This is a genomic window from uncultured Shewanella sp. (assembly GCF_947501665.1).
GTDB lineage: Bacteria > Pseudomonadota > Gammaproteobacteria > Enterobacterales > Shewanellaceae > Shewanella.
Genome location: NZ_CANMWS010000021.1, coordinates 21,661 through 36,245, shown reverse-complemented (window position 1 = coordinate 36,245; position 14,585 = coordinate 21,661). Strand labels below are relative to the sequence as shown.

18 protein-coding genes and 1 pseudogene are annotated in these 14,585 nt (G+C 47.0%); all 19 read right to left on the bottom strand.

Features of this window, described 5'->3' with window-relative positions; all coding sequences use genetic code 11:
- Nucleotides 1-43 precede the first annotated feature (43 nt).
- The 19 genes and pseudogenes from Q0976_RS16440 to Q0976_RS16350 all read right to left on the bottom strand — a co-directional run bounded on the left by Q0976_RS16440 (nucleotide 44) and on the right by Q0976_RS16350 (nucleotide 14,578).
- The gene (locus Q0976_RS16440) at nucleotides 44-532 is read right to left on the bottom strand and encodes a hypothetical protein (protein WP_299494956.1); all 489 of its coding nucleotides are present in this window, start codon (nucleotides 530-532) and stop codon (nucleotides 44-46) included.
- Nucleotides 519-872, bottom strand: coding sequence for a hypothetical protein (locus Q0976_RS16435; protein WP_299494955.1), 354 nt, complete (start codon nucleotides 870-872; stop codon nucleotides 519-521). Before Q0976_RS16435 ends, Q0976_RS16440 begins: the two co-directional genes overlap by 14 nt.
- A gap of 124 nt (nucleotides 873-996) precedes the next feature.
- Nucleotides 997-3,903, bottom strand: coding sequence for a tape measure protein (locus Q0976_RS16430; RefSeq protein ID WP_299494954.1), 2,907 nt, complete (start codon nucleotides 3,901-3,903; stop codon nucleotides 997-999).
- 60 nt (nucleotides 3,904-3,963) lie between these two features.
- Entirely contained in the window at nucleotides 3,964-4,305 is a 342-nt protein-coding gene (locus tag Q0976_RS16425; protein ID WP_299494953.1) for a hypothetical protein, read from the bottom strand.
- A gap of 8 nt (nucleotides 4,306-4,313) precedes the next feature.
- Complete coding sequence (locus Q0976_RS16420) at nucleotides 4,314-4,691, bottom strand: hypothetical protein (RefSeq protein ID WP_299494952.1); 378 nt, start codon at nucleotides 4,689-4,691, stop codon at nucleotides 4,314-4,316.
- Nucleotides 4,692-4,819: 128 nt separating this feature from the next.
- Complete coding sequence (locus Q0976_RS16415) at nucleotides 4,820-5,008, bottom strand: hypothetical protein (RefSeq protein ID WP_299494951.1); 189 nt, start codon at nucleotides 5,006-5,008, stop codon at nucleotides 4,820-4,822.
- Nucleotides 5,009-5,017: 9 nt separating this feature from the next.
- Nucleotides 5,018-5,920, bottom strand: a complete 903-nt coding sequence (locus Q0976_RS16410) for a phage tail tube protein (RefSeq protein WP_299494950.1) — start codon at nucleotides 5,918-5,920, stop codon at nucleotides 5,018-5,020.
- Nucleotides 5,921-5,932: 12 nt separating this feature from the next.
- Complete coding sequence (locus tag Q0976_RS16405) at nucleotides 5,933-6,379, bottom strand: hypothetical protein (RefSeq protein WP_299494949.1); 447 nt, start codon at nucleotides 6,377-6,379, stop codon at nucleotides 5,933-5,935.
- Nucleotides 6,380-6,410: 31 nt separating this feature from the next.
- Nucleotides 6,411-6,830, bottom strand: a complete 420-nt coding sequence (locus Q0976_RS16400; protein WP_299495007.1) for a phage protein Gp36 family protein — start codon at nucleotides 6,828-6,830, stop codon at nucleotides 6,411-6,413.
- A 3-nt stretch (nucleotides 6,831-6,833) separates the two neighbouring features.
- Entirely contained in the window at nucleotides 6,834-7,160 is a 327-nt protein-coding gene (locus Q0976_RS16395) for a hypothetical protein (protein WP_299495014.1), read from the bottom strand.
- Nucleotides 7,161-7,190: 30 nt separating this feature from the next.
- Nucleotides 7,191-7,325 (bottom strand): annotated as a pseudogene (locus Q0976_RS16390) (HI1506-related protein); the annotation flags it as partial.
- Nucleotides 7,326-7,380: 55 nt separating this feature from the next.
- Nucleotides 7,381-8,301 carry a Mu-like prophage major head subunit gpT family protein gene (locus tag Q0976_RS16385; RefSeq protein WP_299494948.1) on the bottom strand — a complete coding sequence of 307 codons (921 nt, stop codon included), beginning with the start codon at nucleotides 8,299-8,301 and terminating at the stop codon, nucleotides 7,381-7,383.
- Nucleotides 8,301-9,377 (bottom strand): phage protease, encoded by a 1,077-nt coding sequence (locus Q0976_RS16380; RefSeq protein WP_299494947.1) that lies wholly within the window; start codon nucleotides 9,375-9,377, stop codon nucleotides 8,301-8,303. The genes Q0976_RS16385 and Q0976_RS16380 overlap by 1 nt, the downstream gene beginning before the upstream one ends.
- Nucleotides 9,378-9,762: 385 nt before the next feature.
- Nucleotides 9,763-10,524 carry a hypothetical protein gene (locus Q0976_RS16375; protein ID WP_299494946.1) on the bottom strand — a complete coding sequence of 254 codons (762 nt, stop codon included), beginning with the start codon at nucleotides 10,522-10,524 and terminating at the stop codon, nucleotides 9,763-9,765.
- Nucleotides 10,525-10,624: 100 nt separating this feature from the next.
- Nucleotides 10,625-10,810: an endonuclease gene (locus Q0976_RS16370; RefSeq protein ID WP_299494945.1), complete on the bottom strand. Its 186-nt coding sequence runs from the start codon at nucleotides 10,808-10,810 to the stop codon at nucleotides 10,625-10,627.
- An 85-nt stretch (nucleotides 10,811-10,895) separates the two neighbouring features.
- Nucleotides 10,896-11,348 carry a phage virion morphogenesis protein gene (locus Q0976_RS16365; protein ID WP_299494944.1) on the bottom strand — a complete coding sequence of 151 codons (453 nt, stop codon included), beginning with the start codon at nucleotides 11,346-11,348 and terminating at the stop codon, nucleotides 10,896-10,898.
- Nucleotides 11,349-11,364: 16 nt separating this feature from the next.
- On the bottom strand, nucleotides 11,365-12,096 hold the full coding sequence (locus tag Q0976_RS16360) for a hypothetical protein (RefSeq protein WP_299494943.1): 732 nt from the start codon (nucleotides 12,094-12,096) through the stop codon (nucleotides 11,365-11,367).
- A gap of 114 nt (nucleotides 12,097-12,210) precedes the next feature.
- Complete coding sequence (locus Q0976_RS16355; protein WP_299494942.1) at nucleotides 12,211-12,912, bottom strand: phage minor head protein; 702 nt, start codon at nucleotides 12,910-12,912, stop codon at nucleotides 12,211-12,213.
- Nucleotides 12,902-14,578, bottom strand: coding sequence for a DUF935 domain-containing protein (locus Q0976_RS16350; protein ID WP_299494941.1), 1,677 nt, complete (start codon nucleotides 14,576-14,578; stop codon nucleotides 12,902-12,904). The genes Q0976_RS16355 and Q0976_RS16350 overlap by 11 nt, the downstream gene beginning before the upstream one ends.
- Between the last annotated feature and the right edge of the window lie 7 nt (nucleotides 14,579-14,585).

Sequence of the window (14,585 nt, the reverse complement as noted above, 5' to 3'; positions counted from 1 at the left end):
GTGGCGTTATTTTACCGCCTTAAGGATATGAAAGGTTTCGGGATTACTCTTTTTCCCCTTTGATTAAACTCAAATCAATCCGATGATTAAAGGGAATGGATAGCACAGGGAGCTTAGACAATTTTATGATCTCGTTATTATCTAATTTATTCAAATCTGCCAACATCTCTTTCGAATAGTTTGCGTTTAATAACATCCAATCATTGAATGGAGCCATATCCTTTGTTTTTGCGGTATAGTTAATTAAAGCGGTATTGTAATCACCTTCTTCTTTTTCTACACATCGATCAAACGCAATATTACTCACGTTAAACAACACAATGCGTTGCTGTTGTTCTGTAAGAGACAATAACCAGTCACTATTAATCGCTGTAATTTCTCGCTGTCTCAAATCACCACAATACCCGGTTCTCGCTTCCAACTTAGCATAGGTCGATTTAAGCTCTTCTTGTAATACTTTTTCAGAATAAGGCCAGTTAGCTGAAAAAACAGAAAAAGACATAAAAAACAACAAAAAATTACAATAACGCATCAGTAACACACCCCCAAAACTTTCTCTCTTCACCTGTACTATATAGCTCCATAGAACCCGCTAAATTACGTAACCTGTCCCGCCTAATCTTAGGTATAGATTCCAATGACTCTGAAAAAGTTTTCCAATCACTATTGAGCACTTGCAACTTTTTAGTACTTCCATTACTCGCAAATGGAAAGGTTTTTCGCCCAGCAAAGATTTGAAATAGCGGAATGTAAGTCATAATCACACCAAGCACAGTGGCGAGATCTGAAATACGATTCATTTCTTTAATGGTTTCAAGCGTGCGGGGAGAAGGTTTAAAGCCTTTAACGGTACAAAAATTCCCTTTCATCATAGTTCCTATCAATATTAATAAAAAGTGATATATAATCAAATGATTACTTTCCTTAATAGCGACCCAAGCTTACCCTTTTTTAAATTTAATGAAAAGAAACTATTAACGCCTTATTCAATCAAACTCATCGCTGGGCCTGCCATACATCGCCGCGATTGTTCAAATCATCAATCACTGCCGCCTTGGTCATGGCAATGAGTTGCGGCAGTATGTCTTCTAAACTGTCAGCTTCGGTTTGATTATTCACTACTATAGTATTACTTTGCTGCATGTTCATGCCACGACGGTTGCCAGCACCGCCTCCACTGCTGGCTTGCATGGCGTTCATGAGCACGGCTTGCTGCTTACGGGTATAAACCGTTTCGCCGCCGTCCAATAAATAAGTGCCTTCTCTGGGGATAGTGCCGCCGCCATGAAACTGACCGATGATTGAAGGCAGCAGCGCCATGCCCGCCACCATGGCCGCCATTCCAACAATAGCCGCAGTACCAAAAGACGCAATGGATGAGGTGGCCGCCGCAGGTGCCATGGATGCTGCCATAGATGCGCCCGTCGTCGCAGCGGTCGTTTGGGCCACTGCCGCATTGGTGGTCATAATGCTTCTATCAAGTGCAGCCGCAGCCAGCTTTTGCACCCCATATTCCACCAACATTTGCACTACGGCTTTGGCTGCGCCCTTAGCCGCTTGCTGAACGCCATCGCTTAGGCTCTTGGCTTCAAACATGGCATCGGCGGTGGCACTGCCCACCCCTGCGCTAAATTGCTGAAAAGTGCGCGTCCACATTTCGTTATAGTCTAGTGTGAGACCGCCGTTTATCTCACGCATCGCCTCACTGTGCCTTTGCTGCTCAGCTTCAATCAATAAATTAATTTGATTACGTTTCGCCACATCACTTTCAGGAGTCAGGCTTAACTCATCGTTAAGAATGCCCATATTTTGACTGTGTTCGGTGTTCTCCGTAAAACCGGGATCAAGCTCAGTCCTAAGCTTGCCATACTCACTCTCTGTCGCATATTCATTACGTAATGCCGCCATCAATTCACGGCGCTTCTCTAATGGCACATTGGCCTGCTCAAAATAAGTTTTTAATAACTTTTCTTTATCGGCAAGCTCATTGGTGGCCGTGGTGACTGGATCAATAGCTGACAATAATTGCATGATGCTGTCTTGTTGATCCTTAATCGCATCGGCGGCGGTTTTACTGGCATCACTGGCTCTTTTTGTGGCGTCTATCTCTTTGGCAGTTTGCAAAATTTTGGCATTCACCACAGGATCTAACTCTTTTAATTTGCCATGCTCAATCTCATAGCGCACCTTGGCCGCTTCGCTCACTTCACCGTAAAGGGCTTTTTGTTTGGTCAGGCTTTCAAGTAGTTTTTGCTGCTCTTTTGTCGACTGAGGCTTAACTGACTTAGTGGCTTTATTATCGAGTTCAATGCCATTACGCTTATTTTGTAGCGCGATCAAATCACGTTTCGCAGCAACCAACTTTTGCGACAAAATCGCCGCTTGGGCCGCACTCTTTTTAATAGATGCACGTTCTTTCTCTCTTAGCTCTTCTTGACTATAAAATAACTGTTCAACAATGGAATAGCTTGCAGCAGGTGCATAGGCGGCTTTAATGGTTAAAGCTTCAAGCTCAGCAATGGCACGACTTTGTTTTGCAATCACATCATCCAAATTACGGTTTTCAATTTGTTTAGTGCGGCCTAATAATGCATCCACTTCATCATCTAAATCAGATAACTGCATCTTGGCGTCATTGGCACTCAGCGCTAATGAACCTAATGCCGCCGCGCTCATTAATAAAAATCCCGCTGGCCCTCCGGCTAATGACATAGTGCGATTAAGCGCACGAGTCGCCAGTGTCGTGCGGGCCGTGGCGGTGGTCACCGCATTACGTGCCGCCACTAAACGCTGCTCGGCAACCACAGCTTGCCCAGATGTCAGCACCGCACCCCGTTGTATAGTCGCTCTATGTAATTCGGCTTTTGCTGTGGTTATGGCAGCAGTCTGAGCGGCACGTTCGGCATTGGCCTTAGTGATGAGACTGGCGGTATGGGTGACCGCCGCTTGAGTGGCGCGGGTCAACGCTACCACCATACCAATTTGCATGAGTTGAATGAGGTTTTCGGCGTTCTCACCCGCCCACGCCATGGTGTCTGTCATAGTGCTTAATATGCCGCTAGCACCCGCATTGATAGGCTGCTCAAACGCCACCAGCATTTGCTCATAGCTGTTTTTCATGTCACGGGTTTGCGCGCTGATATTATCCGCCGTTGCCGCCGCTGCGCCGTCATACTCGTTTAATGCGTCAATTAATGTGGTACGTAAAAAGGTACTTGTCACCTTGCCATCAAGTACCATTTGTCTAAAGCCCCCTGCACTGAGTTTTGCAGCCTTATCCATTTTATTCAGCAGGCCCGGCAGCGGCTCAACTAACTGATTAAGCTCTTCGGCCCGCACTATGGGGGAGGCCAGCCCTTGTGACAGGCCATACATGGCTTGGCTCAACTGCACACTACTGGCCCCAAGCGCCGATTGCGCGTTGCTCATGCCCTCGGTAATGCTACGGGCTTGTTTCTGCGTCACTAAGCCCGCGTCTTGTAGGTTCAACATAGCGGCATAACTGCCTGCAAGCACGGTTAACTCTTTGTGATGCTCCTTGGATAACTCAATCAAATATTGCTCGTTATCGGCATAAGCTGAGGCCGAGCCAGACAGTTGCGTTAAGCGGGTGCGTACATCTTGAAAGGCGGCTAAATCACTGGCCATTTTTTTACTGAGATTAATCGCAGATAATCCCGCAAAGGCGCTGCCTGCATACACGCCTAGCCGTTTGAGTGACATGCCCGTTTGGTTGCTCTGGCGTTCAACCCTTGATAGCCCTTGGCTGGCATTACTGCCGCTGGTGCTTGTGGCGTTCAGCTTGGTATTAAGCTTAGCCACCGCTTTTTCACTGCCGTTGACGCTGGATATTAACTGGCGACCGTCGGCGGTGAGGGTCAGGGCTATCTGTAAATCACTCATGGCGTTTCCTTTGTTCACTTTATATAAAACTGCGCTCAAGGCTGGTTCATTAGCTGCTCATTATCTTTTCATTAACTGCTCATTAATGAGGCCTGTCACGGTATGGCCAATAAGGCGCAGCTTTTGATAATCCACTGCGTTAACTTTCCGGCCCGACATGGCCACATCTGCTTGCACTGCCATGACGTCTAAGCCTTCACAAACGGTCATTTGGTTGTGGCTGTAACGCATTAAGTCCTGCACTTGTAGCCACCACATAAGAGCGGTTTCATGTTCTGACCAAAATTCGATGGGGCCAATATTAACCGGTGCATCAGATGTGATATTCAGCAGGCGCATTTCATCATCCACTGCCTGCTGTTCTTTACTATTAAGTTGCGGGCGTGCATACAGCTCACGCACCCCCTCGATTAGTTTTTTCTTGCGGCTTCACCTGAGTTCGCGTGGCGATAGGCCGTCACCAGTGCTTCCGTAAAAGGCACATGCTGATACAACGCGGCGCGGTTATCAGACGTATCGGCAAGGGGCGAACCATCGGGGCCTTGAATGCCGCTAAAACCTGTCATAATGCGGTCAAACACCGCCGCATCGCCATTCTGCATGGTTTTAATGTACTCATCTTGGGGCAGTAACACCAAATCAAGAAAAATCTCATGTTCGATGACGTGCCCACCATCGCTGGCAATTTTAATCACGGCGGGCCACTGCTTAACGTGGCGCTCTGGCGTAAAAATAAACGCGGGCTGATCCGCTGAATGAGTAGAGGTGGTATTAGTAGTTTGGCTCATGGTTAACATCTCTTTTTAGCTATCGATTAAATGAAATTAAACGGGTATTAAATACAATTTAAATGGGCGTTAAACGTGTTTGACTCACATTTAAATCGGGTTTAACCAGGGTTTATCCTGGATAAAAATTAAGGGGCTTTTTTCTGGATTTTTATTTCACTCATTTGTGCAGCATTCACGCCTACCCAAATCAGCATTAACTGCTCTCGAGATACCTCTGGGCACATTTCTTCTACAACGCCAACGGCCTCTAACATAGTGTTAGTTTTTGAATGAACTTGAACCATTTTCATTGCAGCTATTATTTGCTCTTCCATGTTTGTCTCTTATTTAGTGATCAATAAATCGCTATTCCCGATGGGGCGAATGGGAATTTCATAGGTTAAAATGCCGTCTTGATCCCCGTACTCAGCGCGGCCCAATTGTAATTCGTCACAGCGAAAACTAATGGTATTACCCGCCACACCATGGGTCAGCGTAAACTCAAGTATTTTCGTATTGGCCGCAAACGGATCAAAATCACTGAGGCTCGCCGCTTCCAGCACAATTTTGCCGCTGGGGGCATAATCAGTGATGATCACTTCTTCATGGCCCACGTATTCGGTGTATTGCACCTCATTGCCTTGGTCATACTCAAAGCTAATGAGTTTGGCGGCGCTGCCATCCAGCAAGCAAGCGGTATTGGCCGCCCCGACTTTTAGCGGAGTTTGCCATGTGGCAAAGTTAGTGGCGGGAATGGCCGCTGCGGTAATGGCGACAAACAAGCCAGTAAAGGTAAAGCTAATGGTGGGGAAGGATTTCGCTTTTGCCTCCAATTTCATGTTACCCCGCGCCCCCGTTAATGCATGCAATGCATCGTCAAGGTAAAAATAGAAGGTCACGCTGTCACTACTATCATCATTAATACTGCGCTCAATTTGCCCTGTGCCTGCGCTGCTTTGACGTAAACACGCACTGAGTAGATTATCATAAGGCGCATTGGTGGTGGCTTCACCACTGCCCGCCCAATCAAGCCCAAATTCCAGCGTTACATAGGTCTCGGTGGCAATTTCGGCGCTATTGCCTAATAAGCCGTTGTCATAGTCCAGCGCGGTATTTTCCCCCGCCAGCGGCGTGATCTTCATCTCACGGCCCAGCACACTCATGGCGGTTTCGCCGCCATCAATGGCATCGATGCCGTATTGGGTCTCTTTGGCAAACACCAGCGCTTTTTTTCTAAATTTACGCATGTCTCTCTCCTTTTATTGCGCTGCTTGCGCAGTATATTCGGTCATGAATTTATCCAGCCATGCCACATGGCCCGCGTTGATTTTGAGTAAACCGCCGCCACCTAGCCATAAGGGTTCATAGTCATGACTGCTGTTACTGTCACTTTGCGGCACAAAACCAAACAAGCGCGAGCGCACAGCCTGCCTAATCGGCGTTAAACTGGGGCAAGCACCATTACGTTTTGACATCAAACAAATCACGCCAATTTCGGCTTGCACACTTTGCAGCGCCGGGCCTGAGCCGCGTACATCAGGCCGCGCGTGCTCAGTCAGTTCAATGACATACAATTTAGGGAACCGCTGCTGACTGCGGTTTTCAAGCTCGGACAAGTCCAGCAAGCCCTCCACTGACAACCAAGGATTTTTGCCTGTAGCATCCAAGCTAGCATCACTTAAACGGCTAATAATGGAGTCGATCATTTACTTTCCTTCATCTCTTCTCTAAAAAGCATTAGAGAAAGCCTGTGGACTTATCGCGAGCAAACACGCTGCCCGCGCTCACCACTTCGGGTAAATCATCCGCCTGCACTTCTCCTTCATCGCTCAGACCTAAGCTCACTTTTCCCGATGCCAGCAACTCCAAAAAGCGCATGGCGTGTTTATGGCGATTGCTCACTTGCTCGCTGGCCTGTTCGTCATAGAGCTGATAACGGGCCAAGTCACAACAAATAGGCACTAGTACTTGAGGGATTGAGGCCAGCGGCAGCGCATAACGCCCCGCCAGATAACCATCGATAGTGGCGCTAGCATCCGCCAACGCACCATCGAGTACGGTTTGCACCAACTCCCCCGCCTGCCCGTTTTTATCGGTCAATTCGATTAGCTCTTGCTCACCAAAACGGGTTATCATCTGCGATGCGTCGGCATACATCACTTAAGCGTCCTCGTCTTGATGATCTTGGATCTGATTGTCTTGGTAGGCTTGCCACATTCCGTCTCGCTCGCTAGCACTGACGCTGCGATTAAGGCGCTTTTCAAGCTCCGCCGCCTGCGGCTTACCGCTAACAGTGAAGTGATCTTTATTAGCGAGTTCAAGTGAGGCAATGGCCTCAAACACCTGCTCCATATCTTGCTCATTGCTACTCTTGACTGGCGCGGACGGCGTGTTATCAGCCGCGTTATCTGGCACTAGCGCGGCTGCACTTGCAAGATCATCCACGGCCCCGCTCGGCGTTTGGCTGTCATCGGTAACGGTCGACAACCCACCTTTTGACAGCAGCTTGAGGCGTGGATCCGCCTCAATTTGCGCCAACTGAGCCTTGTCCAGCTTGGACAATAAATTCTCACCTTTAGTAAAGGCCACGCCTGCCCGACGGTAGCCGTCGTGAGCCAGATTAATGACCTTAGCACTGGTATTAGTATCCATATGTTTCTCTCCATAACTTACTCATTCGTGATTTATTTAATGCTTGCTCATTCCGTTACAGCTCAGGCACAACTAACAGCTCAAACATGCCCTTAAGCTCATTGTTCACTGTGGTACCGCCTTCATCAATAAAGTCACGGGTCAGCAATTTAGTGGCCTTCTCTTCCTCGCTTGAAGAAACAACCAACAAGTTAGGCCTGACTTTGAGCTTCTTGCCACCATCGCGGGTGAAGTTCGACATGGCCTGCTTCGCCGCCCACAAATTAGTGGCATTAAGTTCAATCTTGCCCGCGAACGCCAACTGCCAAAAGCCAAAGCCCGATTCACAACGCAAGTCCGCACCAAACTGAAACTCATTTTTCACCCACACAGCTGGATCGGTGGGATTGAACAAGGTATTTAATGCCAGCTTACGCCGCTCTTGAAAAATGAGCGGTTTAAGTGGACGGGTGGTGTCCATCAAATACCAAGGGCTGCCCGTATAGGCAACATCGACCAACACGTTAGAGACTGAGCTGTCTGTACCTGTGCCGTCATGCTTGGTATTGACTGGGTGATCCGCATCAAAAAAGTTTTGCCCGTCGTAGCAGGCTGTACCAAAGCCATTGGCGAGCAGTTCATACACCAGCTCATTGGGGAACTCTTGCCCTTCTTGCGCCAGCGCTTGCACCATGGGCGCATAAATGCCTAAGGTGTCGTCTTCCACATCATCGCGATTGATACCTATGGTGTTCTCAAAGGTGCGGTTAGTGATGCTGTAACCGTGCTCTTTAATGGAGTTGATCACCCTATCGCCGATCCACTCACGAAATGACGGCATGCTGCCCAGCCAGCCATAAGTATTCGATTTAGTATTCGACGGCACCACAGTGGCAATTTTTTGATAGCTGGGATCGGTATTCACCAGTGCTTTTTGAAACTCACTGCGCACCATAGTGCGCAGAGCTTGCAAACTTGCGGCATTAATAATGGCCATTATTTGTCATCCTTTTTGGCTGTTTTGAAATCGTCATGTGACATGCCCCACGAGTCCGCCATTTGCCTCTCTTCGCTGGACAGCGCGGCCATGGCATCGGGTTTACCCTGATGATTTGACGCAGGTGGGGTCACTGTGGTGGTCTGCTTAGTGGTTAGCGCGGCGATGGGTTGGCGACTATCAAGGTGCGCACTCAGCGCGGCCATGCCTTGCTGCTTGCCCATGGCTAATAAATAGTCTTCTTCACAGGCCAACACTTTGCCAGCATCCAGCGCATCTTTAACCGCTTGCTCGATAGTGAGTTGGCCATTCTCGGCGCTGAGGCTCACCAGCTTTTCACGCAACGCATTAAAGGTCGCGATGGGCACATACTGAGTTAGATTGACTGTTTGGGTATGCGCGCCTGCGGCTTGAGTTTGTGCACTCAGCGCCGCCACTTGGGTTTTCAGTGGCTGCACCTCAGCCGCTTGAGTCACTAAGCTGTCCAATGCGCTGAGGGCGGCAGTGGCCTGCTCATCGGTCAAGGCGGCATTGGGATCGCCAATGTCTATGCCCAGTTTTTCGAGCAGCTTTTTTAGGGTTTCATTCACGGGAATATCTCCTTGTTGAGGGGTTGGATCAGTTGAATACGTTAAATGATGTATACGAGGGCTTATTTCCGCACTGAGGCTAGCGAGCGGCAACATGCCATCGACGCCGGGCCTGTTAGTGAGCGCGCCGCTATGAATGTACTGCGGGCGGCCCGTGTCGGTGTCGTAACCAAACACGAGGGAAAAATATTTGTATTCTCGGGCAGTGAGATGCGCCTGTGCCTTGTCGGTAAAGTCCGGCTTAATAAACAAGCCCTGACCTTCACGATACTGAATGTCTTTGATATTAAAAAAACCAGCAGCGGGGGCAGGCTGGCCGTTTTTCTCTTTATTCAGGGTTTGGTGTTCATAATCAATCACTAAGTCCCCAGCTTGGTGAGGCGTATTAGCTTGCATGGCGGCAAAGGCAGTGGCGTCCATTAACCATTTACCGCCTATCACATCTTGAGGGCGGCCATCCACGGCATTAAAGACTCCATCGGGCAAGGCTTGAATGTAGCCGTCGTCGGTGGGCTTAAGGGCAAAGGTGACGCTACTGGTGAGGGCGGCAAGTTGGAACATACACACACGGCAATGAAGAAATCATATTGCCATGATGCAAAAAAAACCATGGGGGATGGATTGGAAAGGTTTCAGGAGAGCACTTAAAAGGAGAAGACGCTCACGCGTCAAGAGCAAAAACTAACGCGGCTTAAAACAACATTAGTACAGCATAATCAAAATAAGTGAAAAGAGAGTCAGGGTCAAACACGCTAATAGTGTTTAAACCCTGTTTAAATCTCTCTGTATGCCACGAACGGGGACACTGGCATACCTTAGGGTGGGTTTTAGAGCTTGGGCCTTAAATAATGATTTTTAAGCGCACATTATATTAAGCCGCTTCTTTTGATGGTTCTGGCTCTAACATGTCATTAGGGGTATTCAATATATACTTCGTTAAATTTTTAAGCATAGTTTCCAATTTAGAAAGTATTTCATTTGAATGACTTGCTTTGTTTTCCAAACCAACAGGGTTAGCATCTATAAATATTATGATAGCCTTCAAAAGCTTTATCTCTGGTATTAGCTCCCCACATACTTTGATCATTTCCTCCTTATTCGAAAAAGGATACAGTTCTAATAAAGCACTTAAAATAAATACATCATCTATTAATAATTTATATTCATCGAAAAATTGCTCAGCCATTTTTTTATTCGAACTATTGATTTCTTCATTGGATTCTTTATCAGCACTACCAATTTCTTCAGATTTCTTGTTCAACTTATCACGTTCCAAACCTATTTTTCCATTAGCGATTATTTTCATCGTATCGACTTCCGACTTTACTTTTAATACCAGTTTGATCACTTCTTCTTGTTTTTCTAGTAGTTTAGCCTCTTTATCACGCTGCCAATCATGTTTATGCTGGTTTTCTTGCTTTTGTATTTCCAATTGATGATCTCGCCGTTGCCTTGAATCCATCCACACTTGAGCAAAAAAAATTGAGCTAAAAGCAATAAAGGCCGCAACTAAAGTAACAGTAGACCTCTGAGTCAATTCAAAATAAAACGTAGAAGTAATCAGTAGTAAAATAGCATCAAGCCCCATAAACACCCAAAAGGCTTTCCCAACTTTATCATCCATCCCTAACATTCTCTTCATCCCTCTAACGCTTACAAAAACATAAAAAAACAGGCTTAGATATTAATCTAAAACTGCTGATTTTTAAATATTTTTAAATAAACTTTAAAATCTACAACCCTTTAGCCTTACAGCGACTAGCTATAACTTGATTCGTACTTCCTTGCCTTTTTTGAATCCATTTTGCCCGTGTACACTCCCACTTTGAAACTGGCTCTTGTTTATCCCATACAAACTGGCATTTTTTCACTTTAGTACTAACATTAGGGTGTTCGTTTTCTAGCTGAATTTCGAACATCTCCAGAGAAGCCTCCGATACTACACGGGGGCTTTTCGCCATTTATAGATCAGGATTTTTTGCTGTCGCTAACGATCACAGTAAGTTATAAAGCTTCTGACAAATACTCATTCAACATCCCCATGATCTCCACTCGTTCGAACGGAGCGAGGCCCAAGAACGGGCGCTGTACGATATTGGCCTCATCGCGGCCCAATTGATGGGTGGCGGCATATTCAAGCGGACTGCCTAGGCGAAAGCTAGTGGCGGCTAATTGATAATTGAGCGTATCGGCCAGTGTGCCGGACTCCGTGAGAATCCTATCCACCCGCTTTTGTCGCAACTCTTTACTGAATAACGTATCCGGGCTGAGTGGCTGCCACGGCTTGCCATCGGGGGCTTGTTGATCGATAAAGCGTCCCTGCGTGCTCTCCAATAAATACTCGGCAATGTCCCCCAATATCGGATTAAGGTTCTGCCCTTGCCGAAGCAACTTATTGAGCGCCTTGGCCACGTTTACCTGACCTCTGGCGGTGATGTCTATGTGGGTGCCTGCCATGGAAAGTCCTTTAGGGTTATTTTTTATTATTAGAGGGAATATCAAGACCAATCGCTAAGTCTCGAATTCTTTGTTTAAAGTTATTATCTCTTTTTTGAATGTGATTAATGCATTCACTTGCAGATCGTATAAGGCTTTCAAAGTCATCTCTAACAAACAAATCACCCTTAAAATGTTTATACTTAACTTCTATGATTATTGGCTGCATGTGCTCTTTTGTAGTATTTTTAAACTTTGTATATTTACAATATAAATCTTGGTATTTACCAAAAACATCACTGCCACAATAACCTGATAAATACTCTATAAACATCAAATCACCATCTATAAGAATGAATTGATAATTGATAGCATTAATAGAGCTTTTTACATCTATTGATTTATTTTCCGTAACGTATTTTTTATATAAAACAAATAGAATCAAAATATCATCATATACTTTGGAGAATGCTTTTGAAGCGGCTATTAAACCTCTTATCATTTCCGCTTCTTTTTCCAAAACATTTTCTTCGGCCTTCATTTTATTATCAAGCATATGTTGCCGAGCAAAACGCTTTTCTGTTTTTCTTTGGGTATAAAGCACTGCTCCTATCGTTGCAGTAATCGTACAAACACTGACCCATATATTAACTGGTACTGCTTTAAAAAAAGTAAATATAATGTCTTGGTAATGTCCAAACAAAAAACACGCTATGAAAGCAACAATGACATAAACTGTAATCTGTATTTTCTCTTTATGCTGTCTCATATACATCCATATAACTGTTTATTTTTGCGGATTTTATCCTAACCACAACAATATTAACAACTTGAATACTCACCTTTGTGATCACACTTTCAATGCCCCATTTCAATGCCACCTTCACTCTACTTTCAGATCCCCCCGCTTGGGCGCATAGTCAAAGCTAGGATCGATGCCTTTAGGCACCTTATGTACCTCGCCTGTTTTTTTATTCAACCAGTCGCGATATTCGATCACTGGGGCGTCATTGACTTGCAAGCCTAAGCGCTTAAGGGCTTGACGACTGCGACCACGAACGCGGCACTTACAGCCCCAGCCATTGGAAGGAAAATGAGTAAGCCACCATGGGTCATCTTTAGGCAATACTGTGCCATGCCATTTGAGGTGCAGCTCTCTGGGGTAGCGGCTGTCGCCGTGCTGGTACTCCCAATAATCGAATGACTGCAACTGCTCATAGCGTCCGGCATTATAACTTTGCCGCACGTTAGTGGAGTAAATAATATTCGCCCGCCAGTCACTCTTGCCTGTGTGGCTCCAACCATTTTTGGCGACAATACTTTTAAACTCACGCTGAAACCATGAGATGGATTTGCCCTGACTGATGGCGCTGTCCACCGCTTCGCGTAAATCCGTTAATAGCGACGCTTCCATGGCCCCTGCCACCACAAAGGCACGGTTATGGGCGGCGCGCCAAAGGTCATCCCACTGGGCGGTGGGCAGGTTCAATTTGGCGCGAAAAAAGGCGATGGCTTGGATAAAAAACTGACTGCCATATTGCGCCTTTATGCCAACATCGGTTTCATTTTCAAACTCATTGGCCATGATCAAACTCACTCTCACTGTTCACATCACTCTCACTTAGTACATCATGCTGGCCCGCTAAATCGGCGCAGGCGATGGCGTATTGCATCACTGCCGTGGCATCATTTAACGGTAAGTTCATGGCGGCTAAGGCGGCTTGCAGTGCATCCAAGTCGGTAGCATTATCAACAAGCGTTTGTAACTCTTGTGTAAAGCCTCGCAGCACGGGCTGCATCTGCTGTTTAAGCTGCTCGGCGATGATATCGGCGTTATCTTGAGCCGCTATTCTCACTTTCTCATTGGCCGCCAGCGCAGCAAGGGAGGCATTATCCGCTGCTGCGTTGGTTGATTTATTCGTTTTAGTCTCTGGCTTACGATCTTGCTTATTGGCTGGCTCGCCCTCTTTTGTCGCCACGCTCAGCACCGCTTCCCCCTTGCTTGGCTCAGGAATGCGAGTTTTATCATGGAGCCACTTTTGTGGCACTTGCAGACCCATGTCCACAAAGGTTTTCAGCGGCGCGGCCAGTTTAGTGAAATCTTCCCCGTCCTGAGTATCGAACACAAACCGGGGGGCACGGCGCGGGCCGTCGTGACTCTTGCAATTGAGGGCGTACAGGGGGTAAACCAAATCGCGAGTCAAAGTTTCGGCCAGCTGGGCTAAATCACTGTTTCGCAGCTCTTCCCGCACTTCATTATGGACATTGCCCAATGCATTGGTGGAGCTTTTCCCGTCCGCCTGACTCGTGAGCGTGCCGCCCAGAATCACCTTAGACATGGTTTTTTCACCCCACTGGATCATCAAGTCAAAAGGATCGGAATGGCCGTTGGCGGCGGTGTGAAAGTCCATCACCATGCCTTTGGGCATAATGCCCCCCGCGTTATGGCCAATGCTGGTTACGGCTTGCAGTAAAGCACGCTTCTCGTTGTCCGTCGCGCCGCTGGGGTATTGCCCAATACGCAATGGCAAGCCGTAAATTTCTAAAAACTCGGCCAAATCCCGCACGCTATAGTTTTTAAAGATAAAGGGCCACACCAGTTGACGCACTAGACCTGCGCGGCCCACATAGCCGGACTTGGCCGCATGCACATGGTTGATCCAGCCAAAGGCTTGCAGCTCTGCCCCTTCATAGCTCGAATCGCGCAATCGCAACTCATTGCGGCGCTCCGGGTGGGTCATAAACCATGAGGGATCGCGATGTTCTGGCACATTAACAAACCACTCGCGACCTTCTCGGCTCCAGTTAAGCTCATGCTGGCTGAAACCTTTTAAAATCGCATCGGCCATGTTTTTAATGAGCGTGGGTAAAAAGTCGGTATCAAAGAGCATTTCGCTTAAGTATTCAGTATCTTTTATTTCTGCGGCGCTGGCGTTGCGGGGCGGTTTTAAATAGTGATCCACTTCCAACAAGGCACGTTTTCTTTTATCTAACTCTGCATACAAATGGCCGTCTTTTTCTTCTAGATCTTCCGCCAGCTCGCACTGGGCGATTAAGTCGCCTTGCTCGGCGGCCTGCAATATTTCCGCCGCCCGTGCAGGCGTCAAGCCGCTTGAGGGGTGTTCGCTAAAGGTGCGTTTAAGGCCCACCAAGCGCACATCATCGGTTTGATACTCTGTGGCGGCTTGTTGCTCAAAGGGCCTGCCGAATCGATCAACAATTTGTTTATCTTTATTCACTCGTTCTTGCATTTTCTTA

Coding starts and splice junctions, on each gene's coding strand:
- Q0976_RS16440 (WP_299494956.1), bottom strand. CDS start 532: ATGCGTTATTGTAATTTTTTGTTGTTTTTTATGTCTTTTTCTGTTTTT.
- Q0976_RS16435 (WP_299494955.1), bottom strand. CDS start 872: ATGATGAAAGGGAATTTTTGTACCGTTAAAGGCTTTAAACCTTCTCCC.
- Q0976_RS16430 (WP_299494954.1), bottom strand. CDS start 3,903: ATGAGTGATTTACAGATAGCCCTGACCCTCACCGCCGACGGTCGCCAG.
- Q0976_RS16420 (WP_299494952.1), bottom strand. CDS start 4,691: ATGAGCCAAACTACTAATACCACCTCTACTCATTCAGCGGATCAGCCC.
- Q0976_RS16415 (WP_299494951.1), bottom strand. CDS start 5,008: ATGGAAGAGCAAATAATAGCTGCAATGAAAATGGTTCAAGTTCATTCA.
- Q0976_RS16410 (WP_299494950.1), bottom strand. CDS start 5,920: ATGCGTAAATTTAGAAAAAAAGCGCTGGTGTTTGCCAAAGAGACCCAA.
- Q0976_RS16405 (WP_299494949.1), bottom strand. CDS start 6,379: ATGATCGACTCCATTATTAGCCGTTTAAGTGATGCTAGCTTGGATGCT.
- Q0976_RS16400 (WP_299495007.1), bottom strand. CDS start 6,830: ATGTATGCCGACGCATCGCAGATGATAACCCGTTTTGGTGAGCAAGAG.
- Q0976_RS16385 (WP_299494948.1), bottom strand. CDS start 8,301: ATGGCCATTATTAATGCCGCAAGTTTGCAAGCTCTGCGCACTATGGTG.
- Q0976_RS16375 (WP_299494946.1), bottom strand. CDS start 10,524: ATGTTAGGGATGGATGATAAAGTTGGGAAAGCCTTTTGGGTGTTTATG.
- Q0976_RS16370 (WP_299494945.1), bottom strand. CDS start 10,810: ATGTTCGAAATTCAGCTAGAAAACGAACACCCTAATGTTAGTACTAAA.
- Q0976_RS16365 (WP_299494944.1), bottom strand. CDS start 11,348: ATGGCAGGCACCCACATAGACATCACCGCCAGAGGTCAGGTAAACGTG.
- Q0976_RS16360 (WP_299494943.1), bottom strand. CDS start 12,096: ATGAGACAGCATAAAGAGAAAATACAGATTACAGTTTATGTCATTGTT.
- Q0976_RS16355 (WP_299494942.1), bottom strand. CDS start 12,912: ATGGCCAATGAGTTTGAAAATGAAACCGATGTTGGCATAAAGGCGCAA.
- Q0976_RS16350 (WP_299494941.1), bottom strand. CDS start 14,578: ATGCAAGAACGAGTGAATAAAGATAAACAAATTGTTGATCGATTCGGC.